Source organism: Amycolatopsis sp. FDAARGOS 1241 (assembly GCF_016889705.1).
GTDB lineage: Bacteria > Actinomycetota > Actinomycetes > Mycobacteriales > Pseudonocardiaceae > Amycolatopsis.
Window position 1 is genome coordinate 1,404,119 of the sequence record NZ_CP069526.1, and the last position, 25,831, is coordinate 1,429,949.

27 protein-coding genes are annotated in these 25,831 nt (G+C 70.8%); 10 read left to right on the top strand and 17 right to left on the bottom strand.

Annotated elements, in window-relative coordinates; genetic code table 11:
* Window positions 1–622: 622 nt before the first annotated feature.
* Window positions 623–1,168, bottom strand: coding sequence for a DoxX family protein (locus tag I6J71_RS06890; RefSeq protein WP_204093948.1), 546 nt, complete (start codon window positions 1,166–1,168; stop codon window positions 623–625).
* A 214-nt stretch (window positions 1,169–1,382) separates the two neighbouring features.
* Window positions 1,383–2,492: a VanZ family protein gene (locus I6J71_RS06895; protein WP_204093949.1), complete on the bottom strand. Its 1,110-nt coding sequence runs from the start codon at window positions 2,490–2,492 to the stop codon at window positions 1,383–1,385.
* Window positions 2,493–2,664: 172 nt separating this feature from the next.
* Between I6J71_RS06895 and I6J71_RS06900 the strand changes: the two genes are divergently transcribed.
* A complete protein-coding gene (locus tag I6J71_RS06900; protein ID WP_204093950.1) occupies window positions 2,665–3,084 on the top strand; it encodes a DUF5709 domain-containing protein in 420 nt (139 codons plus the stop codon).
* A 416-nt stretch (window positions 3,085–3,500) separates the two neighbouring features.
* On the opposite strand, the gene I6J71_RS06905 is transcribed toward I6J71_RS06900, so the two are convergent.
* Both I6J71_RS06905 and I6J71_RS06910 read right to left on the bottom strand, forming a co-directional pair.
* Window positions 3,501–5,141 (bottom strand): hypothetical protein, encoded by a 1,641-nt coding sequence (locus I6J71_RS06905; RefSeq protein WP_204093951.1) that lies wholly within the window; start codon window positions 5,139–5,141, stop codon window positions 3,501–3,503.
* A 54-nt stretch (window positions 5,142–5,195) separates the two neighbouring features.
* A complete protein-coding gene (locus I6J71_RS06910) occupies window positions 5,196–6,665 on the bottom strand; it encodes an aldehyde dehydrogenase (protein ID WP_204093952.1) in 1,470 nt (489 codons plus the stop codon).
* Window positions 6,666–7,000: 335 nt separating this feature from the next.
* On the opposite strand from I6J71_RS06910, the gene I6J71_RS06915 reads away from it, so the two are divergent.
* From I6J71_RS06915 to I6J71_RS06930, 4 genes are all read left to right on the top strand, one after another.
* Entirely contained in the window at window positions 7,001–8,191 is a 1,191-nt protein-coding gene (locus I6J71_RS06915) for a S1C family serine protease (RefSeq protein ID WP_204093953.1), read from the top strand.
* A gap of 20 nt (window positions 8,192–8,211) precedes the next feature.
* Entirely contained in the window at window positions 8,212–8,931 is a 720-nt protein-coding gene (locus I6J71_RS06920) for an SDR family NAD(P)-dependent oxidoreductase (RefSeq protein ID WP_204093954.1), read from the top strand.
* 260 nt (window positions 8,932–9,191) lie between these two features.
* The gene (locus I6J71_RS06925; protein WP_204093955.1) at window positions 9,192–9,731 is read left to right on the top strand and encodes a sigma-70 family RNA polymerase sigma factor; all 540 of its coding nucleotides are present in this window, start codon (window positions 9,192–9,194) and stop codon (window positions 9,729–9,731) included.
* A complete protein-coding gene (locus I6J71_RS06930) occupies window positions 9,731–10,447 on the top strand; it encodes an anti-sigma factor (protein WP_204093956.1) in 717 nt (238 codons plus the stop codon). Before I6J71_RS06925 ends, I6J71_RS06930 begins: the two co-directional genes overlap by 1 nt.
* Before the next feature lie 79 nt (window positions 10,448–10,526).
* Here the strand turns inward: I6J71_RS06930 and I6J71_RS06935 are convergent, their stop codons facing one another.
* Together I6J71_RS06935 and I6J71_RS06940 are read right to left on the bottom strand one after the other, a co-directional pair.
* Window positions 10,527–11,198: a S9 family peptidase gene (locus tag I6J71_RS06935; protein ID WP_204093957.1), complete on the bottom strand. Its 672-nt coding sequence runs from the start codon at window positions 11,196–11,198 to the stop codon at window positions 10,527–10,529.
* A gap of 7 nt (window positions 11,199–11,205) precedes the next feature.
* A complete protein-coding gene (locus I6J71_RS06940; RefSeq protein WP_204093958.1) occupies window positions 11,206–12,627 on the bottom strand; it encodes an FGGY-family carbohydrate kinase in 1,422 nt (473 codons plus the stop codon).
* Window positions 12,628–12,766: 139 nt separating this feature from the next.
* Here I6J71_RS06940 and I6J71_RS06945 point away from each other — a divergent pair, with 139 nt between their 5' ends.
* Together I6J71_RS06945 and I6J71_RS06950 are read left to right on the top strand one after the other, a co-directional pair.
* The gene (locus I6J71_RS06945; RefSeq protein ID WP_204093959.1) at window positions 12,767–13,210 is read left to right on the top strand and encodes a hypothetical protein; all 444 of its coding nucleotides are present in this window, start codon (window positions 12,767–12,769) and stop codon (window positions 13,208–13,210) included.
* A gap of 87 nt (window positions 13,211–13,297) precedes the next feature.
* Window positions 13,298–14,113 (top strand): class I SAM-dependent methyltransferase, encoded by an 816-nt coding sequence (locus tag I6J71_RS06950; RefSeq protein WP_204093960.1) that lies wholly within the window; start codon window positions 13,298–13,300, stop codon window positions 14,111–14,113.
* Here the strand turns inward: I6J71_RS06950 and I6J71_RS06955 are convergent.
* From I6J71_RS06955 to I6J71_RS06970, 4 genes are all read right to left on the bottom strand, one after another.
* Window positions 14,094–15,617, bottom strand: a complete 1,524-nt coding sequence (locus I6J71_RS06955) for an FAD-dependent monooxygenase (protein WP_204093961.1) — start codon at window positions 15,615–15,617, stop codon at window positions 14,094–14,096. The two genes, I6J71_RS06950 and I6J71_RS06955, sit on opposite strands and share 20 nt — an antisense overlap.
* An 8-nt stretch (window positions 15,618–15,625) precedes the next feature.
* A complete protein-coding gene (locus I6J71_RS06960; RefSeq protein ID WP_204093962.1) occupies window positions 15,626–16,249 on the bottom strand; it encodes a TetR family transcriptional regulator in 624 nt (207 codons plus the stop codon).
* A 763-nt stretch (window positions 16,250–17,012) separates the two neighbouring features.
* Window positions 17,013–17,189, bottom strand: coding sequence for a CsbD family protein (locus tag I6J71_RS06965; RefSeq protein ID WP_204093963.1), 177 nt, complete (start codon window positions 17,187–17,189; stop codon window positions 17,013–17,015).
* Between the two features lie 59 nt (window positions 17,190–17,248).
* A complete protein-coding gene (locus I6J71_RS06970) occupies window positions 17,249–17,809 on the bottom strand; it encodes an NADPH-dependent FMN reductase (protein ID WP_204093964.1) in 561 nt (186 codons plus the stop codon).
* Between the two features lie 203 nt (window positions 17,810–18,012).
* On the opposite strand from I6J71_RS06970, the gene I6J71_RS47755 reads away from it, so the two are divergent.
* Window positions 18,013–18,651, top strand: coding sequence for an amidohydrolase family protein (locus tag I6J71_RS47755; protein ID WP_239154486.1), 639 nt, complete (start codon window positions 18,013–18,015; stop codon window positions 18,649–18,651).
* Window positions 18,536–19,492, top strand: coding sequence for an amidohydrolase family protein (locus tag I6J71_RS06975; RefSeq protein ID WP_239154487.1), 957 nt, complete (start codon window positions 18,536–18,538; stop codon window positions 19,490–19,492). Before I6J71_RS47755 ends, I6J71_RS06975 begins: the two co-directional genes overlap by 116 nt.
* Here I6J71_RS06975 and I6J71_RS06980 read toward each other — a convergent pair whose 3' ends face one another.
* The 6 genes from I6J71_RS06980 to pdhA form a co-directional block, all read right to left on the bottom strand.
* Entirely contained in the window at window positions 19,493–19,639 is a 147-nt protein-coding gene (locus I6J71_RS06980) for a hypothetical protein (protein WP_204093965.1), read from the bottom strand. It abuts the gene before it with no gap.
* Window positions 19,640–19,679: 40 nt separating this feature from the next.
* Window positions 19,680–20,390, bottom strand: a complete 711-nt coding sequence (locus I6J71_RS06985; protein WP_204093966.1) for a DNA glycosylase AlkZ-like family protein — start codon at window positions 20,388–20,390, stop codon at window positions 19,680–19,682.
* A 231-nt stretch (window positions 20,391–20,621) separates the two neighbouring features.
* Entirely contained in the window at window positions 20,622–20,786 is a 165-nt protein-coding gene (locus I6J71_RS06990) for a molybdopterin-binding protein (RefSeq protein ID WP_204093967.1), read from the bottom strand.
* A gap of 74 nt (window positions 20,787–20,860) precedes the next feature.
* Window positions 20,861–22,102: a dihydrolipoamide acetyltransferase family protein gene (locus tag I6J71_RS06995; protein ID WP_204093968.1), complete on the bottom strand. Its 1,242-nt coding sequence runs from the start codon at window positions 22,100–22,102 to the stop codon at window positions 20,861–20,863.
* Window positions 22,102–23,130, bottom strand: a complete 1,029-nt coding sequence (locus I6J71_RS07000) for an alpha-ketoacid dehydrogenase subunit beta (protein ID WP_239154488.1) — start codon at window positions 23,128–23,130, stop codon at window positions 22,102–22,104. The genes I6J71_RS06995 and I6J71_RS07000 overlap by 1 nt, the downstream gene beginning before the upstream one ends.
* The gene (gene pdhA / locus I6J71_RS07005; protein WP_204093969.1) at window positions 23,127–24,230 is read right to left on the bottom strand and encodes a pyruvate dehydrogenase (acetyl-transferring) E1 component subunit alpha; all 1,104 of its coding nucleotides are present in this window, start codon (window positions 24,228–24,230) and stop codon (window positions 23,127–23,129) included. The genes I6J71_RS07000 and pdhA overlap by 4 nt, the downstream gene beginning before the upstream one ends.
* 158 nt (window positions 24,231–24,388) lie before the next feature.
* Between pdhA and I6J71_RS07010 the strand changes: the two genes are divergently transcribed.
* Complete coding sequence (locus I6J71_RS07010; RefSeq protein WP_239154489.1) at window positions 24,389–24,841, top strand: Lrp/AsnC family transcriptional regulator; 453 nt, start codon at window positions 24,389–24,391, stop codon at window positions 24,839–24,841.
* Here I6J71_RS07010 and I6J71_RS07015 read toward each other — a convergent pair whose 3' ends face one another.
* On the bottom strand, window positions 24,842–25,597 hold the full coding sequence (locus I6J71_RS07015) for a helix-turn-helix transcriptional regulator (RefSeq protein ID WP_204093970.1): 756 nt from the start codon (window positions 25,595–25,597) through the stop codon (window positions 24,842–24,844).
* Window positions 25,598–25,831 lie beyond the last annotated feature (234 nt).

The window sequence follows — 25,831 nt, forward strand, 5'->3', positions numbered from 1 at the left end:
GATGCCACGCGCGGGTGATCAACCGGGCGGGGCAGCTCAGCGGCGATCGCCCGCAGACGGATCTCGGGCTGGCCGGCCCGGCCGGCGATCGCGATCCGCTCGTGCCGGCTCAGCAACCGCGACAAGAGACTGTCGCAACCGCCGGCGCCGCAGCGGTCGCTCGCGCGCTGCAGCCCGCCAGCGCTTCGCAGTGCGATAGTTGATACCCACCCTCCGGGTGGCTTCGCCGGTCCCAGAGTTGCTTTCACCCGCAAGTAAACCGCCCGCTCCCCGGAGACGGTCCTGTCACACCGGTCAGAGCCCGAGATCTGCCACCCGACCCGCGGTCTCACTCCCGTCCGGGCATCAGCGCAACTCCTGAACAACTCGGGTATTGCGACCACCGCCAGACAGCTCCGCCGCTCGCCAGGGGAGCCCCCACCGCTCGCGAGACAGCCCCCACCGCTCCCCTGGGGGGCGTCCCGGTTCCATTTTACCGTTACTGGGCCCCGAAAAGGGGTAGGAACGAAATCTGTGGACAGCTGCCGTCAAGCGCGGCGAACTGTGGACAAGTCCGCAGGGTCGTTTGACAGCAGCCCTTGAATCCGTCCACCAGCGAGAGGAACCGCGGAGTCACGAGTGGTCAGAACGCCAAGCCGATCACGATCGAAGCGACGATCGCGAGCAGTAGGCCGACCAGGCCGTAGCGGAAGGGGTGGCGGCGCCACGGCGTGTTGACGTCCAGGGCGATCCGGCCCGAGCCCGCGAGGAGGATCGCGAGCGCCAGTACCGCCAACGTCAGTTCGAACTCGAAGCCCTTGCCGCTGCCCTCGAAGAACCCACCGTCCAGTTTGGAAACAACGACGCTCAAGCCGACGCCCAGCAATCCCGTTGCCGCAAGGGGCGTCAGGAAGCCGAGCACCAGGAGCCCGCTGCCGCCCACTTCAGTGAGGCCCGTGATCCACGACAGCAGGCCGAGGCCGCGCGTGAAGCCGTAGCCGTGGAGTACTTTGGCGAAGCTGTCGAGCCCCGGGCCGCCGAAGGCGCCGAAGACCTTGATGAGGCCGTGCGCTCCCATGGTCGCCGCGACGATCAGGCGCAGCAGCAGGAGCGCGACGTCGGCACCAACCTGTTCGTGACGAACCGAAGAAGTGGTGGCGGACAGGGAAATCCGTTCGGAATCGGTCATTCGTCCCGTCCTGCGAAAGTGTTCCGGTTGGCGATTTCCACCGTACCGAATTCACCGTGGCCGAACTCGGCTCAGCCGCCTCGCGATCGCCGTGGCCAGGGACATCGCCGTCGCCCGTGATCAACATCTCAGTAGATCGTCGATGCCGCCGGCGTTGCAGCAAGGGCACCCGAATCCCCTGTGGACACAAGTTTCCGGGTGCAGACCACGAGGATTACGCCGGGACGGGCTCCGGCTGGTTCTTGCGCCGGACGTCGGCCACGCGAAGGCCCGTCAGCAGGCCGGTGAGACCGCGGTGAGTGCGCGTGAAGATCGCGAACAGGCCGCTGACGAGGATCCACAGCGCCGTGAACGACGTCGCCTGCCCGCTCACCGTGCTGATTCCGACGGCGATGAAGTAGCCGCCCGAGCCGAACACGAAGCGCACCAGCATCTGCAGCACCGACGGCTTGTCGTCGTCCTTGTTCACGACGGTCAGGAGGACGGCGCGCTGGCCGACCGTCGCGCCGTTGCCGGCCAGAGGCACGAACAGCAGCAGGACCACGGCGGGGAGCCATTCGCCGAGGGTGGCATCGAGCAGGGAAGTCCCGCCGTTGCCGAGGACGGCGTTGAGGCTCTGCGGATCGCGCAGGTATGCGATCGCGCGGACCAGGACGTTGAGCGCGACGCCCAGCAACGTCACGGCGATCAGGTCCAGCAGCATGCCGAAGAGGCGCCGGCCGCTGCGGACCGGGCGTGGGGCCTTCGCGTCGAGGCGCACGTGCGGGCGGCCGAACACCGGGGCGACCACCGCGCCGACAGCCGCGCCGACCGTGTTGGACAGCAGATCACCGGTGTCGAACAGCCGGTACGGGCAGTCGACGAGGAACCACACGCCGGTGAGTTGCGTCGTCTCGATGAGCAGCGACGCGAGGAACCCGCTGGCGATCGCGACGGCCGTGTTCTTCCCGTACAGGCGCCGGAGGAAGACGCCCCACGGCGCGAAGAGCGCGACGTTGAACAGCACCTGGCGCAGCGCCGGGTTGTCGAGCAGCCCGGTGTGGAACTGCTTCATGTCGGACAGGAACTGCAGCGGGTTGAACACCGGGTGACGCAGTGATTCGTGGCTCGCGCAGTAGGCCGCGTCGACGACGGGTTGCGGCAGGAGCGTGTACGTGACGAGCGCGCAGCAGTAGACGAGGAACCCGAACGCCGCGATCGCGCGGCCCGGCCCGAACTCGCCGCGGCGCCGGTAGCTGAGCACGGCGTACGGCACCACCAGCACGAACGCCAGCCCGAACCCGACGAACAGGGCGATCAACGTCGGCCCGCTCCACTGTGTCACTGACCCCTCCACCTCCGTAGGCGCGGCCGAGGTTAGCGAGGCCCGATCGGACCAGCCGGACGAGGCATGCCGCCGGATCGGGTGGCCTCCGGTCGCGCTGCGTGAAGGCCGGTGGTCGTTCGGCCGGGGCCCGCGGTCGCAGTAATCTGCACGCAGGAGAGAGGAGGCGTTCGTGGACGACGACATCGAGGACAACGCCGACACCGGCTTGCTGGACCCCGAGGACACCCTTGAGGACGGTGACCCGTACGACGAGGGTTACTCGCCGCCGGAACGCCCGCTCGAGGTGCGCGAATGGGGCATGACCGCCGCCGAAGAGCTCGCCGGCGAGAGCTGGGAGGGCCGACTTGCCCGTGAACTCCCGGACGTCACCACCGACCTCGACGGCGACGACCTGGGCGACACGACGGACACCGACGGCGAACTCGTCGACGACGAAGTCGGCGACGCCCGCGCCGGCCGCCTGGTCGCCCAGGACGCCGGCTTCGGCCCGGACCTCGACGACGAGCTCTACGCCTCCGACGCGGGCATCGACGGGGGCGCCGCGTCGGCCGAAGAGGCCGCCGTGCACGTGATCACTCCGCGCGACTGAACCTTGTGGTGCGCGCGCTCTTCTGGGTCTTGGTGAGTGGCCTGCCGTGGAGACGGCGGTGATCGGGCGGGGGAGAAGGGGCGTTCACCGCTTGCGCGGATTCCGCGTCAGCGTTCGCCACGCGGCTCGCGGTGACTCTGCGCGGCCGCCGAGCGGTGGAAGGGGACGTTCACGGCTTCGCGCGGTCGGTGTAGCGGACGGTCTGCCCGCTACGGCGGCGGTGGTTGGTGCGGCGGCCAGGTGGTGAAGGCCTTCACGCCGGGGCCCGGGTGGAGCGCGGCTTCGGCTGGCTGGCCTCGGTTCGCGCCACGAGCCCGGAGTGAAGGGGCCCTTCATTCCTTGGCGAGATGAGTTGCGGTGCAGCGGGCGCGGCGCGTGGTGACTCTGCGCAGCGACTGCGTGCGTGAAGAGGATCTTCACGTCTGCCCGAAAGACTTCGCTGCAATGCCCTCCTCGACCCAGATGGAGGAGGGGAGGACGTAGGCGCGCAAGAGCTCCATGAGTTCGGGGTCGCCGTGCTGGTGGAGGGTGTGTTCGGCCAGGCGGCGGGCCGTGCCGGCCAGGAAGTCGGCGATTTGGACACGCGGATCGGTGCGGGAGTCGACGAAGTGGATCACCGGGGTGGGACCCAGGAGGGTCGCGACGCGGGCTCGGGTCAGTGAGGGCTGTTCGTCGTGGATGACGGTGGTCGCACGCCAGCGGCCGACGGTGTCGGCCAGGGCCGGCATGAGCGGGTCCAGGGGCGGGACCAGCGCGGGATCGGAGCGGAGGCGATCCCGAAGCGCGGTCAGGTGTGAGTAGGCCTGGGCGAGGAGTTCCGCGGCCGAGGACGGCACCGGATGCGCCGCCGGTGCACCGCTCGTGGGGGAGAGAGCTGTGAGTGGTCCTGTCGTGCCGTCTTGGGTTGTGGAGCGATTGGCGAGCGGTCCAGTCGTGTTGTCCTGAAGTTCGGGCACGTGGGCGAGTGGTCCTGTCGTGCCGTCCTGGGTGGCGGTGGGGTCGGCGGCCGGTCCCGCCGTGCTGTTTGGAACCTCGGGTCGGTGGGCGAGTGGTCCTGTCGTGCCGTCTTGGGTGGTGGAGCGATTGGCGAGCGGTCCAGTCGTGTTGTCCTGGAGTTCGGGCACGTGGGCGAGTGGTCCTGTCGTGCCGTCCTGGGTGGCGGTGGGGTCGGCGGCCGGTCCCGCCGTGCTGTTTGGAACCTCGGGTCGGTGGGCGAGTGGTCCTGTCGTGCCGTCTTGGGTGGTGGAGGAATCGGCCAGCGGTCCAGGCGTGTTGTCCTGAAGTTCGGGCACGTGGGCGAGGGGTCCTGTCGTGCCGTCTTGGGTTGTGGAGGAATCGGCCAGCGGTCCAGTCGTGCTGTCCTGGAGTTCGGGCACGTGGGCGAGCGTCGTGCCGCGCGCGGTGGCGGCGGGATCGGCGGCCGGTCCCGCCGTACTGACATCAACGTCAGACCCGCGACCGAGCGGTCCCGTCGTGCCGGCGGGGACCGTGGGGGAGTCAGCGAGCGGTCCCATCCCGTCGCGCGGTGTCGTGAAAAACGTGGCGAGCGGGGACAGCACGTCGTCCTGGCTGAAGAACTGCGTGGGGGTCACGCCGGGGCGCCGGGGGGACGTGTGGAGCAGCGCGGTGAACGATCGCAGGAATTCGGCCCACCGCCGCTCACCGGCGAAGCGCGGGCCGGCGTGGTGCAGGGCCTCGGCGCGGGCGTCGGGACGCCGTGCGAGGCACTCGGGATAAGGCACCCGGTCGACGAGCAAGTCGACGATCTTGCCGGTCAGGAACAGGGCCTTGTCGACCAGCAGCACCCCGGCCCGGTCGACCAGCGGGCCGGACGGACCCAGGAACCACACCAGCGCCGCGCGGTTCTTGGCCCGCAACAGGTGGTTCGCCTTGTACTCCACGGCCGGCGACCGGATGCGGGCCCGCAGTTCGGCCACGCAAGCCGAAGCCGACGACGGGTCCAGCCGCACCCCGGCGTGCGCGAACACCGCGGTGTTCGCGCCGACGAGGTTGTCGCCTTCCGAGCCGGACTCGTCGCAGGCGAGGGGGCCTGACACGGAACCGATCCTGCCAGACGGGGCAACCCCGTTTTCCACAGTGGACCGTACGGTTCACCCCAGCGTGAACGGATCCCGCGTCCCGCCGGTCAGTTCCACCCACACCGCCTTCTCCTCGAGGTACTCGTCCACCGCGTGCACGCCGTTCTCCCGCCCCAGACCGGAGTTCTTGAAGCCCCCGAACGGAACCGACGGCGCCACCACGCGGTATGCGTTGATCCACACGCTCCCCGCCCGGATCCGGCCCGCGACGCGGTGCGCGCGGTGCACATCTTTGGTCCACACCGCGCCCGCCAGGCCGTAGGGCGTGTCGTTGGCCAGCTTCACGGCTTCGTCCTCGTCGGTGAACGTCAGCGCCGCCAGCACCGGCCCGAAGACCTCCTCGCGGTACACCGTCGAGGCCGGGGTCACGCCGGTCAGCACCGTCGGCTGGACGAACAGTCCGCCCAGCCCGGCGTCCGCCGCACCGCCGTAGGCCACGGTCGCACCCTCCGCCCGCGCGGTCTCCAGGTACTGCAACACCTTCTCGTACTGCGGCTCGTTCGCCACCGGCCCCATCTCGGTCTCCGCCGCCGTCGGGTCGCCCAGCTTGATCCGCGCCGCGCGGTCGGCCACGAGCCGCACCAGCTCGTCGTGGACGTCCGCGTGCACGATCAGGCGCGAGCCCGCCATGCACGTCTGCCCGGTGGCGGCGAAGACACCCGCGACGATCCCGTTCGCGGCGGCTTCGAGGTCGGCGTCGGGGAACACGACCTGCGGCGACTTCCCGCCGAGCTCCAGCGTCACCTTCACGAGGTTGTCCGCGGCCGCGCGAGCGACCGCGCGCCCGGTGGCGGTCGAGCCGGTGAACGCCACCTTGTCCACGCCCGGGTGCCCGGCAAGCGCGGCGCCCGTTTCGCGCGAAAGCCCGGTGACGACGTTGACCACACCCGGCGGGAACCCGGCCTCGGTCACCAGCTCCGCGAAGCCGAGCGTCGACACGGGTGCGTGCTCCGAGGGCTTCACGACGACCGTGCAGCCCGCCGCCAGCGCGGGTGCGAGCTTCCACGTCATCAGCAGCAGCGGCGAGTTCCACGGCGTGATGGCCGCGACCACGCCGACGGGCTCCCGGCGCGTGTACACGAGGTAGTTGGGGTTGGGCGACGGGATCTGCCGGCCCTCGATCTTGTCGGCCAGTCCCGCGAAGTAGTGGTACCAGCCGCCGAGGGCGGTGAGCTGGCCGAGCATCTCGCGCAGCAGCTTGCCGGAGTCGTTGACCTCCAGGCGCGCGAGCCGTTCGGCGTTGGCGGCGATGAGGTCACCCAGCCGGCGCAGCAGCGCGGCGCGGGTGAAGCCCGTGGCCGAGCCCCATTCGCCTTCGAGGGCCGCGCGGGCCGCCTGCACGGCCGCGTCGACGTCTTCGGGGCCGCCGTCGGGCAGCACGGCCCAGGGTTCGCCGGTGTAGGGGTTGCGTGATTCGAACGTCTTGCCGCTGATCGCGTCGACGGCTCGGCCGCCGATGAGCATCTTGAAGTGTTCGGCCATGACCTCTCCTCGTCTCCCCTGGGACGGTACTTCCGCGCAGGCCGAGGGCGCCAGACCCGGCACATCTAGTCCACAAAGGACGATGTGACCACAGTCACGTGGAGGTGGCCGTCGGGAGGCGGTGAACGCATCGCGCTCCCGACGGCCGGGCGGTCGGGCGCCGGGGCGGTGATCCCAGTGCACGGCACCGGCGTGCGCCGACCTGGTGAGAGGAGCGGGCTGGGAAGATCACTTCGAGCCCAACCCACACCGCGGCGGGTCTGGCAGTACTGTCCCCGATCGTGTCGGGGAGAACCCGGCCGTCCCCGCGGCGATCCGAGCGGCAGGAACCGAAGATGAGCGACAACACCGGCGCCCCTCTCGGCGCGCCGTGGGCACAGCAGCCGTCCCTCGTTCCGCCGCCGCGGCCGCAGGAACCGCCGCCTGGTCCCGAAGAGCCGAAGAAGCGTCCGCTGCGCGCCGTGCTGCTCGCGGTGGGCCTGGTCGTGCTGCTGGGGCTGGTGGGGATCGCCGTCGGGCACTACGCGTGGGGTCCCAAGCCGCCACCCGCTCCGGCGAAGGTGGTCAGCGCGGCCCCGCCGCCGTTCGACGTCGCCGCGGCGCTCGCGAAGGTGAGCCCGGCCGTGGTGAACATCGATGTGGAGCTGGGTCTCGAGGGCGGCGGCGCCGCGGGCACCGGCATCGTCCTGAGCCCCGACGGGCTGGTGCTCACCAACAACCACGTCGTCGAGGGCGCCACCACCTCGATGCGCGTCACCGACGTCGGCAACGGCCGCGGCTACGACGCCACCGTGCTGGGTTACGACCGCGCTCACGACATCGCCCTGCTCAAGCTCGACGGCGCGAGCGGCCTCGCCGCGGCGACCCTCGGCGACTCGAACGCTACGCGCATCGGCGACGCGGTCGTCGCCGTCGGCAACGCAGGCGGCGTCGGCGGTCCGCCGAGCGCGTCACCCGGCAAGGTCACGAGACTCGGCCGGCAGGTGACCGCGGCCGACGAGGTCACCGGCGCCACCGAGACGCTGCACGACCTGATCCAGGTCGACGCCGACGTCCGGTCGGGCGACTCCGGCGGCCCGCTCGCCGACCCGCAGGGCCGCGTGATCGGCATCGACACCGCCGCGAACGCCGGGTACGTCTTCGACGAGGGCCTGCGCCCCCACGAGGGCTTCGCGATCCCGATCGCGCAGGCAACCGACATCGCGCAGCGCATCCGCGACGGTAAGGCGTCGGACACCGTCCACATCGGACCGAGTGCGTTCCTCGGCCTCACCGTGGTCGACGGAGGCAACGGCTCGGGCGCGCTCATCAAGTCCGTGGTGGCGGGCGGGCCCGCGGCCAAATTGGGGCTCAAGGCGAACCTGCTCGTGGTGGGCGTCGACGACAAACCGGTGACGTCGGCGACCGCGCTGGTCGCCGTGCTGGACACCCACCACCCCGGCGATCGGCTGCGCGTCACCGTGGCGGGCCAGGGCGGCAAGACGGCGACGGTGACCCTGATCCCGGTGAGCGGCCCGATCGGCTGATCGCCCGTAGGGTCGGGGACATGACTCTGCGGGATCACGTGGCCCTCGTCACCGGAGGCAGCGGCGGGATCGGCGGCGCGCTCGTCCGCCGGCTGGCCGCGGAGGGCTTGAAAGTTGCCGTGCACTATTCGGCGACGCGCGAGGCCGCCGAAGCGGTGGCGCGGGAGACGGGCGGGGTCGCGCTGCAGGCCGACCTCGCCGTGGCGTCGGCCGCTGAGGAACTCGTCGCAGCCGTTGAAACGAGTCTCGGGCCGGTGGACGTGCTCGTGGCCAACCACGGCCGTTCGCGGCGCCGTGAGCTGGACCGGGAGATCACCGCGGCCGACTGGGACGAGACGTTCGCCGTGAACACACGCGCGCCGTTCCTGCTGACGCAGGCCGTGCTCGGCGGCATGCGCGAACGCGGGTTCGGCCGGATCCTCTACACGTCCTCGGTCGCGGGCCTCACGGGTGGCGTGGTGGGTCCGGACTACGCGGCGTCGAAGGCCGCCCTCCACGGGCTCGTGCACCACCTGGCGCCGCGCGTGGCCGCCGACGGCGTGACGGTGAACGCGCTGGCCCCGGCGCTGATCGAGCGCACGGCCATGCTGCCCGGCGACCCGGGCGACCTCGCGAAAATGATCCCGGTGGGCCGGCTGGGGACGCCCGAGGAGATCGCCGACTTCGCCTTCGCCGTGCTCGGCAACGGCTACCTGACGAACCACGTGCTGCCCGTCGACGGTGGTCTGCACCCCTACTGAGGGCTGCTGAGGGCTGCTGAGGGGCCGCTGAGGGGCTACGGGGGAGGACGAACGGGCACGGTCCGTGTCCGAAGGTCTCGGTTGCCCGCCGTAATGGGAATCGTCCGTTCAGGGGAAGGTGTTGACTAGCGCCGGGTGTCCAACGGCCACTGTGGGTCGTGGTTCTGGCGGTACACCTCGTGCGGACGGCCCAATGCGCTGTCCTAAAGTTCTGCGCAACACGGCGAGCGTGATCGCCGGTTCGGGGAGGGTGGTCCGGAATGGCCGGGTTGAGGACCCGTCACCGCCAGCAGGTGGCCGACGAGGCGCTCGTCCGCTCGTTGTTCGAGGAGCACGGCAAGGCGATGCTCGCCTACGCCACGAGATTGCTCGGCGACCGCGCGGCCGCGGAGGACGTCGTGCAGGAGGCACTGGTGCGCGCGTGGCGCAACCCGGACAGCCTGCTCAACGGCAAGGGCTCGGTGCGTGGCTGGCTGCTGACCGTGGTGCGCAACCTGGTGATCGACAAGGTCCGCGCGCGTGACGCGCGCCCGGCCGAGGTCGCGGAGTCGCCGACGACCGTGCCGGTGGAGAACGACCACGCCGACCACGTCGTCGACTCCATGGTGGTGCTCTCGGCGCTCGAGGGCCTGTCGCCGGAGCACCGCGAGGTCCTCGAGCAGATGTACCTGCACGGCCGCACCGTGACGGAGGCCGCCGAGAAGCTGGGCATTCCGCCGGGGACGGTGAAATCCCGTTCGTACTACGGGTTGCGGGCGTTGCGCGAGAAGTTCCAGGACCAGCGCGTGGGGGCGGCGTGATGAGTGAGCTTTCCGAGCACGCGGACCTCGCCGGTTACGTCGCCGGTGAGGTGTCGGCGGAGGAGAAGCAGGCGATCGAGGCGCACCTCGCCGGCTGCGCGGACTGCCGCGCGGAGGTCGAATCGCTGCGCGAGATGCAGGAGTTCCTCGGCGAGGTGCCGCCGGAGGCGCTGCTCGACGGACCGCCCGACGGCGGCGACCTGCTGCTGCAGCGCACGCTGCGCCAGGTGCGTTCCGAGGCGCGCAGTTCGGCCGGGCGCGGTCGGTTCCTGGCCGCCACGGCTGCCGTGGTCGTCGCCGCGGCCGCAATGGGCGTCGGGGTCGTCGTCGGCAAGTCGGGCACTTCCTCCGGCCCGGCGGTCGCCGTTCCGCCGTTGCCCGCGCCGGTGCCTTCGTCGGCGTCCAGCACCGTGCCCGGCACGAAGTTCATCAGCGGCACGTCCGGCGACGCCCGGCTCACCGCGAGCATTGTGCCGGCCGCCGGCTGGGTGCGCGTCGAAGCCGCCGTCACGGGCATCCCGGCGGGGGAGAAGTGCCGGCTCATCGTCGTCAGCAAGAACGGCGACCGCGAAATCGCGGGCAGCTGGCTCGTCTCCCCCAAGGCGGTCCACGACGGTGCCGACCTGAACGGTTCGGCCCTCGTCGATCCCAACGAGGTGGCCTCGATCATGGTCGAGAATACCGAGGGTCACCGGTTCGTGGAAGCGAACGTCTGACCTTCGGCGCTTCCTGCCCGACCCCGTGGTGCGTTCGGGCAAACCGGGGACGGGGAGTCTGCTTCGGACGGTGTGCGCGCTAGGCGAACCGGGCGTTCAGCCAATTCCGGACGTGCTGCCACGGTTCGTCGCCCGGGTCGATGACGCGGAAGTGGTCCACGCCGGGGAGTTCGGTGTAGTCCACGGCGTCGCCGGCTTCCCGGGCGGCGGCGACGTAGGCGCGGCTGTGCTCGACGGGCACGCGGACGTCGGCATCGCCGTGGAGGATCAGCTGCGGGACGCCGAGCGGGACGGACGTGAGGGGTGAGGCCGCCGGGTCGGGTTCCGGGAGGAACAGGCTCGCGGCGCCTTCGCCCAGGCCTTCGGCGGCGCTGCGCGGCACGTCGGTGATCGGGGCGAGACCGACGACGGCGGAGAGGCCGGCGCTTGCCAGCAGCGCGAGGTGACCGCCTGCGGAGTGGCCGATCGCGACGGCCGGCCGCCCTTGCGTGGCGGGCACGGCGGCGAGGCCGGCCCGCACGTCGTCGAGCGTTTGTGGCCAGCCGCCGGTGTCGCCGTCGATGCGGCGGTACTCGAGGTTCGCGACGAGCCAGCCGGCGGCGGCGAGGTCGGCCGCGAGCGCATCCATGAGGTGCAGGTCGCGCTGGGCGCGCCACCAGCCGCCGTGCAGCAGGTGGATCGTGCCGCGGCCGGTTTCTCCGTGGACCTCGATGTACTGGCTCGGCTCGGCGCCGTAGCGGATCGTCCTCATGCGCCCATTACTTCAGCAGCGCGTGCACCTTCGCAAGGCCTTCGTGCGAAGCGCGGTACGCCTCGTACAGCCGTGTCAGGTCCTCTCGCGGCTCGAACACGCGCTCCACGGCCACGGTCGCAGCGGCCGCGGTTTCCACATCGGGGTGGCGTTTCACTCCGACGGCACCCAGCAGCGCGGCCCCGAGCGCGGCGCTGTCGTGGACCCGGAGGCGCTCGATCGGCCGGCCCAGCGCGTCGGCGTGCAGCTGCGTCCACAGGTCGCTGCGCGCGCCTCCGCCGGAAAACGTCAAGGACGGCAGGCGAAGGCCACACGCCTCCTCGACGCGTTCCAGCACGTGCCGCGCCGAGAACGCGACGCCGGTCAGGACCGCGCGCGACAGGTCCGCCTGTGTGGCCGACGCACTGAGGCCGAGGAAGCTGCCCCGGACGTCGGCGTCCCACAGCGGGGCGCGTTCGCCTTGGAGGTAGGGCGTGAAGACGATCCCGGGCCGGCCCTTTTGTGCGGATTCGAACACCTCGGGCACGGCCAGTCCCGACACCTGGCTCCACCACCGCACGGCGTCACCGGCGGCCTGCGTCGGTCCGGCGTGGACGGAGAGGTCGCCCCGGGGCGGGAAGGTGACGATGCCGGGCGCCGATGTGCTTTTGTGCGACGCGCCGGCCACGACCAGCGATGTCCCGCACGAGATCATGCCCCGGCCCGCCTCCGTCGTGCGCGTGCCGAACACAGCGCCGAACGCGTCCATCGTGCCGACGACCACGGGTGCGCCGAGTTCGGGCGACGTCCCGAGCACCGCCTCGGGCTCCAGCAGCTCAGGCAGCCGCCCCCCGAGCCCGTCGACGAGCTCGACGACTTCAGGCAAGTACCCGCGCGCGCCCGCGATCCGCACCCCCGACAGCTTGTCCGTCGCGACGCGGCCCGTGAGGCGCGCCCCGATGAAGTCCTTGGGGCTCAGGATCCACCGTGCCCGCGCCCATTCGTCCGGTCGGTGCCGCCGGAACCACGCCGCCCGCGCGCCGACGAACGACGCGTCCAGCGCCACCGGCCCGCCCCAGATGCGCAGCTTGTCCTCGGGGGTGAACCGCGCGTCCAGCGCACGCGCCACGTCCGCGCACCGCTGGTCCTGCCAGATCGCGGCGGGCGTCAACGGCGTGAGCTCCGCGTCGGCGAGCAGGTGCGTGTTGACCTGGCTCACGATCCCGGCCGCCTTGACCACGGCGCCGGGGAGTCCGGAAAGGACGGTGCGAATCGCCGTCACGCAGCCGTGCCACCAGTCCTCGGGATCCTGCTCCGCCCAGCCGGCCCGCGGCCGCGCGATCGGATAGGCGACGCTGTGCACGCCGCGCACCCGCCCGTCGTCCGTGAACGCGGCCACTTTCACCGCGGTCGTGCCGATGTCGATGCCCAGCAGCACCTCGTTCTCCATGGGAGAGATTTATCAAATCCCGCTGTGGTTGCCTCCATGAGAAACCCCACGCCCGGCCTGGCGTCGTGCGGTTCGATCAGCTTGTCCGGCCTCGGCTTGCTGCGGATCCGCGCTGCAGAGCCTTACTTGGCGGATCGCAGTGACGGCCCCCGGACTGTTCCGCGCCGTCGTGGCGCACATGACGTTGATGTTGATGGCCGGCCTCGACACGGTCGGCGCGGAGGCAGCGCGGGTGCTGATGGCGCGCGGGGTGTTCGCGGCGGTGGTTGGGTGGGGGCGGGGTCACCGGCGCGAGGAGGTGTTCCACGACCTCGCCCGGCCGATGTTCGACGCCGTGCCGGAAGCCCGGCGGGCGCCGGACGAAGGCGACCGCCGCACGAGAACGCGGGAGGGGTTCGACGGGATCCTCGGCCCGGTGGGGTTCGAACCCGTTGCGTGGGACCAGCTCGTGATCGAGTTCGACGCGCCGCCCGAGCAGGCGTGGGCAATGTGCTGCGAAACCCTGTACCCGGCCGACGCCCTGGCGACGCGCAGCCGGAGCGCCTCGAGGCCGAGTTCACGGAAGCGACGCGCGAACTGCTGACCCCCGAGGGGATCCTGCCCGCCGCCGTCTGCCTCAACCTGGTGCAAACGCACCTGGCGCAGTGACGATCCGCGCTAACGTCTCGGCATGACGTCCGCCGAGCAGTTCCTGCGCAGCTACCACGACCGCCGCCCGGGTGCGGCGTCCGGGCTGACGGAGCGCGGCCGCGTGGCCGGCGACGGGCGCACCCCGTACGAGGTGTTCGCCGATCGCGTCGACGGCGCGAAAGCCGTACTGGACCTCGGCTGCGGCGACGGAGCCCTGCTCGCCGTGCTCAAGGAACGTGGTGCCGAAAAGGCCGCCGGCATCGACCTGTCACCCGGCCACGTCGAGGCGGCCGGCCGCCGGCCCGCGCTGGCCGACGCCGACGTGCGGGTCGGCCGCGCGCAGGAGCTGCCGTTCGCCGACGGCGAGTTCGACACCGTCGTGTCGGTCATGGCGCTGATGCTCATGGCCGACGTCGACCGGGTCGTCGCGGAGGTCGTGCGCGTGCTGAAACCCGGCGGCACGCTGGCGCTCGGTCTCGGGGGCGGCGGTCTCGACGCGATGGAGATCTTCCTCAAAGTCGCGCGCCCCCTGTTCGCCGTCGTGCCCGAGGAACGCCGAGTGCCGAGCGTCGGCGATCCGCGCACGCGCACGCGCGAAGGACTCGACGAACTGCTCGGCCCGGCCGGCTTCGAACCCGTTTCGTGGGATCCGATCCTCGTCGACCTCGGCGGCACGCCCGACGAGGTTTGGCAGGCGTGCCGAGAGTCCTACTACCAGATGGCGACCCTGGACGAGACGCAGACGAAGGGCCTGCGCACCGCGTTCACCGTGGCCACCCGGAGCATGGTGAACGCCGACGGCCGGCTGGACGCGTCCGTGTGCGTCAACGTCGCCGTCACCCGGCTACGGTCGTGACGGGCGCGCCGAACCAGCTCTGCAACGCCTTCTCCAGGTCGGCGGTGTCCGGTTGCGCCTCGGACGACGCCCACGCCACGTAGCCGTCGGGCCGGATCAGCAGCGCGGTCGCGTCGAGGTCCTCAGTCGTGGCGACGGCGTCGACGCGATCCCGCCACGGCTCGGCCGCCGCGACGACCGATCCGTCTGCCGTCAGGTCGACCAGCACCGGCCGCGCCGCGCGGTACGCCTGCGCGACAGCTTCGGACGCGAGGTCCGGCGCCCACCGGCCGACGAGCGGGTGCGGGTCGTCGCCGTAGCGGAGGTCGGCGCCCGACAGGAGGTCCGCGAGGTGCTGCCGCACGTCCTGGTAGCCCAGGAGCTCGCCGAACAACTCGCGCAGCGCCGTGATCTCCGGGCCCGGCCCGGTCAGCACACCCTGCGCCTGCGTGTGCATCACCACGCGCCGGCTGATCGGCTGGCGTTCGGCGTCATAGGTGTCCAGCAGGCCCGCCGGCGCCCAGCCGCGCACCTCGGCCGCGAGCTTCCACGCGAGGTTCGCCGCGTCCTGCAGCCCCAGGTTCAGGCCGGGCCCGCCGATCGCCGAGTGCACGTGGGCGGCGTCGCCGACGAGCAGCACGCGGCCGTCGCGGAACCGCTCCGCGATGCGCGTGTTGCCGCCGGTGACGCGACGCAGCTGGTGCGGTCCGGGGCCGGGCGGGGCATCGATCGGCACGTCCACGCCGAGCACGCGGCGGATGCTCGTGCGGACTTCGTCGAGCGTGGGCGCCACGTCGTCCGGGAACCCGGCTTCACTGCGCTCCGACACCGCGATGCGCCGGGGCGCGTTCGGGAACGGTGCCCACACGAACAGGCCCGTCTCCGTGCGGAAGTGCTGGAACGGTGCGACGGTGCCGACCCCGTCGACGCGCAGCCCGCCCGACGCCGGGTCGACCAGGTCGTCCGGCACGCTCACGTCGACGGTGTAGGAGAGGACTTTGTCCCACGTGACACCGGGGAAATCAATGCCGGCGAGCTTGCGGACGGTGCTGCGGCCGCCGTCGGCGCCGACCAGGAACTGTGCGTCCACTGTGTACGGCCCTTGTGGACCTTCGATGGTGACCTGCACCGACTCGCCCTGGGTGAAGCCGGCGACTTCGTGCCCGCGCCGGATCTCCACGCCGAGCGAAAGAGCCCGTTCCTCCAAGGCCTTTTCCAGCTCGTACTGCTGGATCGGTAGCAGGTACAGCGGGTTCACGGGCAGCTGGCTGAGGTCGAGCGGGAAGGCGCCGAAGATGTACCGCGGCGTCGGAGCCGGTGCCGACTGTCCGGTGAGCGGCTCGTACAGGCCCCGGCGGTGCAGCAACGGGACGACTTGGCCGACGAGCCCGTTGGCGCGCGGCTCACCGCTGCGTTCGGTCAGCCGTTCCAGGACGATCGGCCGTACTCCGGCCAGTCTGAGCTCGCACGCCAGCATCAGCCCGTTGGGGCCGGCACCGGCGATCACGACGTCGGTCGCGGGCATGGTTCTCCTCAAAGTTCGACGGTCACCGCGCTGAACACCTCGCGCAGCACCTCGCGGAAGGAAACGGGTGGGTCCGCACGCGCCCAGTGGGCCATGGCCGCACGGATCGCCGCGCCCGCCGCGGTGGCGACGAGCAGGGGGTAGAGATCGTGGTCCGCGTCGGTCCCGGTGCGGTCGGCGACAGCCTGTGAGAGCGCGATTTCGGCCGCTACGTTGGCTTTCTGGAACTCGCCTTGCAGGGCCGGCTCGGCCATCATCAGCTGCACGCCCTGTGTCCACTCCGGATCCGGTGTGGACACAGGGCCTGTCTGGTCGGTCTGCTCGGTGTGATCGGCCTCGAACCGCGCCAACGCGGCCTGCGTGATGGCCTCCCAGATGGGCTCATCCGCCGGCCGCGCGCGCACCCGCTCGGCGATGCCGATCGCGCGGTCGTGGTGCCGGGCCGCGATGGCCTCGGCCTTGCTGGAGAAGTAGTTGTTCACCGTGCGCGGCGAGACGCCGGCTTCGTTCGCGATGTCCTCGATGGTCACGTTGTCCAGACCGCGCTCGACCGCGAGCCGGATCGCCGCCCACGAGATGGCGGTGCGCGTCTCCTGCCGGCGGCGCTCCCGCAGGCTCGGTCGTTCGGTCATTCCACGACGTTAGCGGAATTTTGCGTGCCGCGCAAAGAGTGCGTTTTACGCAAGATTGTAAGTGTCCACAGGGTCGGCGAGTGCGGTCGAATTGTGGACAACTCAGCTTTGACCAGACGTTTTGTCGGTGGTGGCCGATAGAATGGACTTGGGGTGGCCCCCTGGGAGGGTGGGGCTGTGTTGTCGGGCGGGGCTGTGTTGCCGGGTGGGGCTGTGTTGCCGGGTGGGGCTGTGTTGCCGGGTGGGGCTGTGTTGCCGGGTGGGGCTGTGTTGTCGGGTGGGGCTGTAGAGACCGGTCGTCCTGGGAGACGCCAGCCTTGGAAGAAGCCCGTTGTCAGATGCCGCCGCTGAGGGGACCCGCCTCCCGGGAAAGGTGCGCTTGGGAGAGCCTGCGCCCTGGATGACACGGACGACCAGTGCCGTCCGGGACCGTTCTTCGGGAATGACAGCCTGCGCTGAGTTACGGCCTGCCGTGGGTGACTGCCTGCGGCTAGGACATCGCGTGCGCTGGGAGATCGCGTGCCCCGGAGGCGGGGCCTGCGTGAGAAGCCCTGCCTGTGGAAGCTTGGCCGCGCAGAAAACCCGCGCCTCCGTAAAGCCCGTCCGCTTGGCAAACCCTCCCCTTGGAAGGCTCAGCCGCCCGAGAAACCCTTGCCCGTGAGAAACCTGTGCCCCCAACAATGCCTCGCCCCGAGAAACCCCTCCTGCTGCAAGCGCGAAAAAGCCCAGGACCACGATGGTCCTGGGCTTTCCCGGTCTGAGGTCAGTCGGAGGCGCCCTTGATGGCGTCCTTCACCTTGTCGGCGGCCTGTTTCAGGTTGCTCTTGCCCTGTTCGGCCTTGCCCTCGGCCTGCCACTGCTCGTTGTCGGTCGCGTTGCCGGCTGCTTCCTTGGCGCGGCCCTTGAGCTCTTCGGCCTTGTTCTCAGCCTTGTCGTTCATCGTGTCGCCTCCCTTCGCGCCCGTCGGCTACCCGGCGGGCGCGCGGCGAAACACGAGGATCAGGCAGCGCGCAGGGTCGCCAGCGCCTTGCTCCACGCCTCGACCTGGTCGAGCGTCGTGTTGAGGTAGTCGGTGTGCATCGCGGCCGGCTTGAACTCCGACATGTTCTCGAAGTCGGTGAACAGCGACAGCGCCACCTGGCTGGTGACGTGCGCGACCTGCAGGTTGCTGAGCACGAGGCGCAGCTGCTCCACGGCCCGGACGGCACCGACGGACCCGTAGCCGACGAAGCCGGCGGCCTTGTTGTTCCACTCGGCGCCCAGGAAGTCGATGGCGTTCTTCAGCGGGCCGGGGATGGCGTGGTTGTACTCCGCCGTCACGAAGACGTAGCCGTCGAACTCCGCGATCTTCTCGGCCCAGCGCTTGGTGTGCTCCTGCGCGTACTGGCCCATCGCCGGCGGCAGCGGCTCGTCGAGGTGCGGGAGCTCGAAGTCGAGGAGGTCGAGGAGTTCGTACTCGGCGGTGCCGCGCTGCTTCGCGATGTCGAGGGCCCACTTCGCCACGGCTTCGCCGTTGCGGCCCGGACGGGTGCTGCCGAGGATGATCGCAATCTTGGTCATGTCCGACTTTCCTGGTTCGAGGGGTTTGTCACCGCCGTGTTTCCGCTGCTCGAGGCTCGATCAGGCGGCGTTTGATGACACGTCCGCAATTATGCCCGAGAATGCGGACATGTCAACGAACAGGGGGTGGCGGGTCGATGCCACGGCCGGGTGAACCGGCAGTACCTTGTGTGTGTGCCCGCGCACACTCGCAGGAGTGAACCGTGACGACTTCCCAGGACAACTTCCCGCTCGTGATCAGGGGCGGACGCGTGCTCGACCCCGAAAGCGGCTTCGACGCCGTGGCCGACGTCGGGATCAGAGCCGGCTCGGTGAGTGTGGTCTCGACGACACCGCTCGAAGGCGAGCACGTGATCGACGCGACGGGCCTCGTCGTCGCTCCCGGGTTCGTCGACCTCCACAGCCACGGTCAGGCGATCCCCGAGCAACGGCTGCAAGCCCTCGACGGCGTGACCACCGCGCTCGAGCTGGAAGCCGGCGTCACGCCGGTCGCTCTCGCCTACGAGCGGGCCGCGGCGCAGGGCCGGCCGATCAACTACGGCGTCTCGACGTCGTGGGCGTTGTCGCGCATGGCCGTGCTCGCGGGCGCGCCACTCGACGGTTCCGCCGCGACCGTGCTGGCGCACCTCGGCGTGCCGGCTTGGCGGGCCGAGGCGTCGGCGGCCGAGCGGGCGCGGATCTTCGAGCACCTCTCGGCCGACCTGGCCGCGCGCGCTGGGCGTCGGCGTGCTCGCCGGGTACGCGCCGCACCTCGACCCGGCCGAGTTCGTCGCCGTGGCCGAGTTGGCCGCGGAAGCCGGCCGGCCGGTGTTCACGCACGCGCGGCCGCTCGTGGAGGCTGATCCGGACGTGCCCGTCGACGGCGCCGAAGAGATCGTGCGCGTCGCCGGGCAGACGGGCGTGCACCTGCACTACTGCCACGTGAACAGCACGTCGGGCCGGCAGGTCGACCGCGTGCTCGGGCTCGTGGAACGGTGCCGGCTGGAAGGCGCCGAGGTGACGACCGAGGCGTATCCCTACGGTGCCGGTTCGACGGCCATCGGGGCGGCCTTCCTCGCGCCGGAAGTGCTTGCGCGGCAAGGAATCCGGCCTGACTCGCTCGTGCTCGTCGGCACGGGAGAGCGCATCGCGGACGCCGCTCGCCTCGCCGAGGTGCGTGCGAGCGACCCTGGCGCGTTGGCCCTGCTGCACTTCCTCGACGAGGACGATCCCGCCGACCTCGCGCACCTTGAAAGCGCTCTGCTTTTCGACGGCGCCGCGGTCGCCAGTGACGCGATGCCGTTGACCTGGACAGGACCGCAGCCCGATCCGCTCACGTGGCCACTGCCGCCGGGCGCGCTCGGGCACCCGCGCGGGGCGGGCACGTTCGCGCGCGCCATCCGCCGTCTGTACCGGGAAACGGGCAAGCTGACGCTGGCCGACGCCGTGGCACGCTGCTCGCTGCTACCTGCGCAGGTGCTCGACGAGGCTGTGCCCGCGCTGCGGCGCAAGGGCCGCCTGCGCGCCGGCAGCGACGCCGACGTGGTGGTCTTCGACCCGGAGCGGATCACGGATCAGGCGTCCTATGTGGACGGGACGCGGCCGTCGGCGGGCGTCGTCCACGTGCTGGTGAACGGGTCGCCGGTCGTGCGAGACGGTGAGATCGTGCCGGATGCGCTACCGGGCAAGCCGGTGCGCGGCTGACTACGCGGTCTTGCGGTTGCGCAGGGCCACAGCAGTGCCGACGACGATCGCCGCGAGCACGAGGAACGGGATCGCGTACCCCGGCCGGTCGAGTGACAGGTTCCCGGAGAAGCCGACCAGCAGCGCGACGGTGAGCGGTGCCCACATGTGATCCGTCCTTCCCGTGAATGCTTGTTGACGCTAAGTTTTACGGTAGGGCAAAGCGGACACTCCACGCATGATCAAGTCGCGCAAGGAAAACGTCAATTTCGGGTAAGAGCTGTGCGCCACCGGTCGGGCACCGGCCCTGCGCAGTCGAACACGGGTCGCGCCGACGAACGTCGCGAGCTCGGTGATGGCGTGGCTGACCTCCTTTGCGGCGTTCGCCGGAGCACTGGGTTCGGAATAGACGCCCTCGATCTCGAGCACACCCTTGTCGGTTCAGCCGCGGCGCGACACGGCCGATCAGGCGGTCGCCGTGGAGGATCGGGAGCACGTAGTAGCCGTACTGGCGGTTGGCCCTCGGCACGTACATCTCCGTGCGGAAGGCGAAGTCCCACAGGCGTTCCGTACGGGCGCGGTCGCAGATGAGGTTGTCGAACGGCGACAGCAGGGTGGTGCGCGGGCTCCAGTCGCCCGGTGGTGTGCGGTCGGCGTGGACGTACCAGGGGATTGGGTCGTCTTCGAGGGTGACCTTGGTGACGCGCTCGTCGGCGACGAGCTTCGCGAACGCCGTGGTGAGGCCGGGGTAGCGCTCGCGGACGAAGTGCTGCTCGATGTCCTGCTCGCGGGCGACGCCGAGGGCGCGCCGCGCGTGGTCCGCACTTGCTTCGACCCACCTCCTCGTCGGGCAGCGGCGTCCGGTCCAGGTCGGCCGGCAAGCAGCGGGAAGCCAAGTCCCACAACCGTTTTCCACCATTGCGCGCCGCGACCATGATCTCGCCGCGGAACCAGAGGACTTCGACCATGCGCTCGACGTTCCGCCCGGTCGTCCAGCCGCCCGACACCCACGGGACGGCGGCGGCGCACGGTCGTGGAAGGGAACCGTAATCGGAGCGCGAGGGTGGGCTCGACTTCTGGGCTGGGCTGGGCTGGGGACACGAAAAACCCGGGCCCTCTTCACGCCGGGCCCGGGTCTCGTCACCAGGGCTCACTCGACCCCGAGCATGACCTCCGTCGACTTCACCAGCACGGTGACCGGCTTGCCGACCTCGAGCTCCAGCTCCTGGGCCGCATCCTTCGTGATCGACGCGACGACGGACTGACCGCCGTCGAGCTGCACTGTCACCACGGTCATCACCGAGCCGGGCTTCACGGCCGACACGGTCCCGGCGAGCCCAGCCCAGCCCAACCCGGGCCGCTCCGACGGGAACGGCCCGGGAGAGGCCGTTACAGGCCGCGCAGGAGCCGCAGCGGCGACTCGACGCAGTCGGCAACGAAGCGCAGGAAACCCCCCGCCGTGCCGCCGTCGCAGACGCGGTGGTCGAACGCCAGCGTGAGCTCGGTGATCTTGCGCGGTATCACCTGGCCGTCGACGATCCAGGGCCGGTCGATGATCCGCCCGACGCCCAGGATCGCGACCTCCGGGTGGTTGATGATCGCGGCCGAGCCGTCGACGCCGAACACGCCGTAGTTGTTGATCGTGAACGTTCCGCCGGTGAGCTCGCCCGGCGTCAGCGCGCCGGAGCGAGCGCGCTCGGTGCGTTCCGCGAGAGCGCCGGAAAGCTGTTCCACCGACAGCCCGTGCGCACCCGGGACGACCGGGACCACGAGGCCACGGTCGGTCTGCGCGGCGAAGCCGAGGTTGACCGCCGTGGGGATCACGATCTCGTCGCCGTCGAGGTGGGCGTTGAGTTCGGGGAAGCGGCGCAGGCCTTCGAGGGCGAACTTCGACAGCAGCGCGAGCAGGCTGATCTTCGGCGCGGTCGCGTCGGAGTTGAGAGCCGCGCGGGCTTCGAGCAGAGCCGTCGCGTCGACGTCGACCCACACGGTCGCCTCGGGTATCTCGCGGCGCGAGCGCGTCAGCTTGTCGGCGACGGTCTTGCGCACGCCGCGCAACGGGATCCGGCGCTGGTCAGGAGAAGCAGGAGAAGCAGGAGAAGCACTGGCGATGGCCCGTTCGACGTCAGCCCGGCTGATCAGCCCATCGGTACCCGAGCCCGTGAGCACTCGGATGTCCACTCCGGACTGCTTCGCCAGCTGCCGCACGAGCGGTGATACCACGCGCACCCGCTCGTCGGCCGGCCGCGGTGAAGGCGCCGTGGCCGGCCGACGGGCACCACATGCGCGACGGGTCCGCCGTGCCTGCGCGGTCCCGGTGCCGTAGCCGATGAGCACGTTGCCGCTGCCTCCCGAAGAAGGTGTCGGCGTCACCACCCCGGGCTCCACGAACGCCGGCGCTTCCTCGACCGTGATCAGCGGGCTGCCGACAGTCAGCGTGTCACCGGCCGCGCCGTGCAGCGTCACCACGCGGCCCGCGTACGGCACCGGCACCTCGACGCTCGCCTTGGCCGTCTCGACCTCCACCACCGTCTGATCCACGGTCACGGTGTCACCCACCGCAACGTGCCACGCGACGATCTCGGCTTCCGTCAGGCCCTCGCCCAGGTCGGGCAGCTTGAAGATGGCCATCAGTGCGCTCCGTCCGCGAGCGGCGCCGCGTCGTCCCACTGCAGGCGTTCGATCGCGTCCAGTACGCGGTCGACGTTCGGCAGGTGGTACTGCTCCAGGTTCGGCGCGGGGTAAGGGATGTCGAAACCGCCGACGCGCAGCACCGGTGCTTCGAGGTAGTGGAAGCAGGTCTCCGACAGCTGCGCCGCGACCTCGGCGCCGTAGCCGCAGAACCGGCTCGCCTCGTGCACCACGACCGCGCGGCCCGTGCGCCGCACCGACGCCGCGACCGTGTCGAGGTCGAACGGGGCGAGGCTGCGCAGATCGATGACCTCGGCGCTGTAGCCCTCTTCCTCCGCGGCCGCGGCCGCTTCCAGTGTGGTGCCGAGCGCGCCGCCGTAGGAGATCAGCGTGACGTCGGTGCCTGTCCGGCGAACGACGGCGCGGTCGAGAGCCGTCGCGCGGTGGTCGAGCGCGCCGGTTTCCTTCTCCCAGTACCGCCGTTTCGGCTCGAGGAAGAGCACTGGGTCCGGGCTGTCGATCGACTGGCGCAGCAGCGCGTACGCGTCGGCGGGCGTCGCCGGCGTGACGACACGCAGGCCAGGCGTGTGGGTGTAGTAGACCTCGGACGAGTCGCAGTGGTGCTCGACGCCGCCGATGCCGCCGCCGTAGGGGATGCGGATCACGAGGGGCACCTCGACCGCGCCGCGCGTGCGGTTGCGCAGCTTGGCGAGGTGGCTCGTGATCTGCTCGAACGCCGGGTAGGCGAACGCGTCGAACTGCATCTCGACCACGGGGCGCAGGCCGTTCATCGCCATGCCGATGGCCGTGCCCACGATGCCCGATTCGGCCAGCGGCGTGTCGAACACGCGGTCCTCGCCGAAGCGGGCGGCCAGCCCGTCGGTGACGCGGAAAACACCACCGAGCGTGCCGACGTCCTCGCCAAACACGAGCACGCGCTCGTCCTCGGCCAGCGCGTCGGCGAGGGCGCGGTTGAGCGCGCCCGCCATGGTCACAGTGTCCGAAGTGGACTCGAGGGTCGCGGTCATTCGTCGTCTCCGGAAGCGATCTCGGCGGTGAGCTCGCCGGCCTGGTGCCGCAACGCGGCGGTCGGCTCGGCGTAGACGTGGCGGAACAGGTCCGCGGGGTCGAGCTCGGTGTCGGTGTTCATGCGTTCGCGCAGCGCGGCGGCTTCGGCCTCGGCGCGTGCGGCGATCTCCTGGCGCGCGGCGTCGTCGAGCAGGCCGCGGCCGGTGAGGTAGTGCTCGAGCCGCGCGATCGGGTCGCGGGCGAGCCAGGTTTCGACCTCCGCGCGGTCGCGGTAGCGCGTGGCGTCGTCGGCGTTGGTGTGGGACTCGACGCGGTAGGTGATCGCCTCGACGAGCGTCGGCCCGCCACCGGCGGCGGCGCGGGCGACGGCCCGCTCCACCACGGCGTGCACGGCTGCGGCGTCGTTGCCGTCGACGAGCACCGACGGCATGCCGTAGCCGACACCCTTGTGCGCCAGCGAAGGCGCCGCGGTCTGCTTCGCGAGTGGCACGCTGATCGCGTACCCGTTGTTCTGCACCAGGAACACGACGGGCGCCTGCCACACCGCGGCGAAGTTCAGCGCCTCGTGCGTGTCGCCCTCGCTGGTCGCGCCGTCGCCGAGCAGCACGAGCGCGACGGTGTCCTCGCCCTTGACCTTCGCGGCATGCCCGAAGCCGACGGCGTGCAGCGTGTTCGTGGCCAGCGGCGTGCACTGGGGTGCGACGTGGGTGGTGTGGGGGTCGTAGCCGCAGTGCCAGTCGCCGCGCAGCAATGTGAGGACCTCGACCGGGTCGACGCCGCGCGCCACCACGGCCATCGAGTCCCGGTAGGTCGGGAAGAGCCAGTCCTGCGGGCGCAGCGCGAGGATCGAGCCGATCTCGCCGGCCTCCTGGCCGCGCGCCGACGGGTAGACGGCGAGGCGGCCCTGCTTGGTGAGCGCGGTGGCCTGGGTGTCGAAGCGACGGCCCGACACCATCGCGCGGTAGAGGCGCAGGAGGACGTCGTCGGCCGGCATGGCGAGGTCGGCGTCCGGGACGGGCGAGCCGTCGGCGGCGATGAGGCCCAGCGGCTCGTCGCTCGGGAGGAAGAACGACGCTGCGGTGCGTTCCGTGGTGGTCACCGGCTGCTCCGATCGACGTGGGTGGGGAGACGCCGGGAAGACGTCTAACGCCGATCTTCGCTCTCAGTCGATCAGGTATCCAGACAATGAGGGGAAGTGTGGAACAATGGTTCGCGTGGCTCGCATGGGCCGGATGATTGGCTTCGAGAGGTGCGGCGATGTCCGAGCCGGGTGGACGAATGGCGGCGGCGCTCGACGAGGTCGACCTCAAGCTCATCGCCGAGCTGAAGGCCGACGGGCGCGCGTCGATGCGCGCGCTGGCCGAACGTGTGCACATTTCGCGAGCGGGCTGTTACACCCGGGTGGAGCGGCTGCACCGCGAAGGCGTGATCACGGGGTACGCCGCGGTCACCGATCCGCGCCGGCTGGGGCAGGGGCTCGCGGCGTACGTGTACCTCAAAGTCACGCAGAACACCTGGCGCACGGTGAGGGCCGACCTCAAGAACATCCCCGAGATCGAGCACGGCGGGCTCGTCTCGGGGGACAACGACCTCATCCTGTTCGTACGCACGCGGGACGCCGACAGCTTGCGCGACCTGGTCTTCGAACGGCTGCAGGCGATGCCGGACGTGCTCTCGACGCACACCGTGCTGGTGTTCGACGAGCTGTGATCAGGACACGAGCGAGTCCAGCAGCCGGAGCCGCTCGGCCGACGGGGAGCCGGGCGCGGCACCGAAGAACAGGATGTGCTGGCCGGGCACGTCGGGCATGCGCAGATTCTCCTCGTTGAGGGTGAGCCGGCCGACGAGCGGGTGGTCGAATTCGCGGACCGAGTGGGAGCACTCGGCGACCGGGTGGGCGGCCCAGATCCAAGCGAACTCGGGGCTCTCGATGGACAGCTCGCCGACGAGCTCGGCCATCAGCGGGTCGTCGACCTGCTCGCCCACCGTCATCCGCAGGTACGCGGCGGAGTTCGTGGCCTGGTGCTCCCAGTCGACCACGAGGTCACGCATGGCCGGGTCGAGGAACATGCGCTTCGTGAGGTTGGGGCGCGCGTCCGGGTCGACTCCGAACAGCGCGAACCCGAGCCGGTTGCCGCCCAGCAGATCGGTGCGCCGCCCGAGGATCACCGCGGCGTGGTCGACGCTGCTCTCCACGATGGCCAGCAGCGACTCCCGCACCTGCTCCGGTCCCGGCTCCGTCTCGCGCTTGGCGCGCTGGGCGGGCCACGCGAGGCGCAGCAGGTGCATGCGTTCGCTCTCGTCCAGCCGCAGCGCGTTGGCGATCGCTTCGAGCACCGAGTCGGACAGCTGGTGGCTCTCGCCCTGCTCGATGCGCGTGTAGTAGTTCACGCTCATGCCGGCGAGCTGGGCGACCTCCTCGCGCGGCAGCCCGGGAACGCGGCGCGACGTGCTGTACGTCGGCACGCCCGCCTCCGCCGGGGTCAGCGCCGCGCGGCGCGCGCAGGAATTCTCCGAGCTCGGTGTTGCGGTGGTCGCGCATGTCCCCATGCTCCTCGGCCGGCGCGCCCGCCACCCTCCCCTGACGTGGGTAGCCGGCGGGCGCTGTGACGTGAATGTTCAACTCATCACGGTTATTTCGGCGGAGTGGTCTTGGACGTGGCCGTGCCCTGCCGGACGAGCGTCCGGCAGGGCACCTTG

Bases quoted from the DNA above. Each gene is read 5' to 3' on its own strand.
- I6J71_RS06995 (WP_204093968.1), bottom strand. From the start codon at position 22,102: ATGGCCATCTTCAAGCTGCCCGACCTGGGCGAGGGCCTGACGGAAGCC.
- I6J71_RS06980 (WP_204093965.1), bottom strand. From the start codon at position 19,639: ATGTGGGCACCGCTCACCGTCGCGCTGCTGGTCGGCTTCTCCGGGAAC.
- I6J71_RS06890 (WP_204093948.1), bottom strand. From the start codon at position 1,168: ATGACCGATTCCGAACGGATTTCCCTGTCCGCCACCACTTCTTCGGTT.
- I6J71_RS06915 (WP_204093953.1), top strand. From the start codon at position 7,001: ATGAGCGACAACACCGGCGCCCCTCTCGGCGCGCCGTGGGCACAGCAG.
- I6J71_RS06955 (WP_204093961.1), bottom strand. From the start codon at position 15,617: ATGCCCGCGACCGACGTCGTGATCGCCGGTGCCGGCCCCAACGGGCTG.
- I6J71_RS06925 (WP_204093955.1), top strand. From the start codon at position 9,192: ATGGCCGGGTTGAGGACCCGTCACCGCCAGCAGGTGGCCGACGAGGCG.
- I6J71_RS06965 (WP_204093963.1), bottom strand. From the start codon at position 17,189: ATGAACGACAAGGCTGAGAACAAGGCCGAAGAGCTCAAGGGCCGCGCC.
- I6J71_RS06930 (WP_204093956.1), top strand. From the start codon at position 9,731: ATGAGTGAGCTTTCCGAGCACGCGGACCTCGCCGGTTACGTCGCCGGT.
- I6J71_RS07000 (WP_239154488.1), bottom strand. From the start codon at position 23,130: ATGACCGCGACCCTCGAGTCCACTTCGGACACTGTGACCATGGCGGGC.
- I6J71_RS06920 (WP_204093954.1), top strand. From the start codon at position 8,212: ATGACTCTGCGGGATCACGTGGCCCTCGTCACCGGAGGCAGCGGCGGG.
- I6J71_RS06910 (WP_204093952.1), bottom strand. From the start codon at position 6,665: ATGGCCGAACACTTCAAGATGCTCATCGGCGGCCGAGCCGTCGACGCG.
- I6J71_RS06935 (WP_204093957.1), bottom strand. From the start codon at position 11,198: ATGAGGACGATCCGCTACGGCGCCGAGCCGAGCCAGTACATCGAGGTC.
- I6J71_RS06940 (WP_204093958.1), bottom strand. From the start codon at position 12,627: ATGGAGAACGAGGTGCTGCTGGGCATCGACATCGGCACGACCGCGGTG.
- I6J71_RS06960 (WP_204093962.1), bottom strand. From the start codon at position 16,249: ATGACCGAACGACCGAGCCTGCGGGAGCGCCGCCGGCAGGAGACGCGC.
- I6J71_RS06985 (WP_204093966.1), bottom strand. From the start codon at position 20,390: ATGGTGGAAAACGGTTGTGGGACTTGGCTTCCCGCTGCTTGCCGGCCG.
- I6J71_RS06970 (WP_204093964.1), bottom strand. From the start codon at position 17,809: ATGACCAAGATTGCGATCATCCTCGGCAGCACCCGTCCGGGCCGCAAC.
- I6J71_RS06950 (WP_204093960.1), top strand. From the start codon at position 13,298: ATGACGTCCGCCGAGCAGTTCCTGCGCAGCTACCACGACCGCCGCCCG.
- I6J71_RS07010 (WP_239154489.1), top strand. From the start codon at position 24,389: ATGTCCGAGCCGGGTGGACGAATGGCGGCGGCGCTCGACGAGGTCGAC.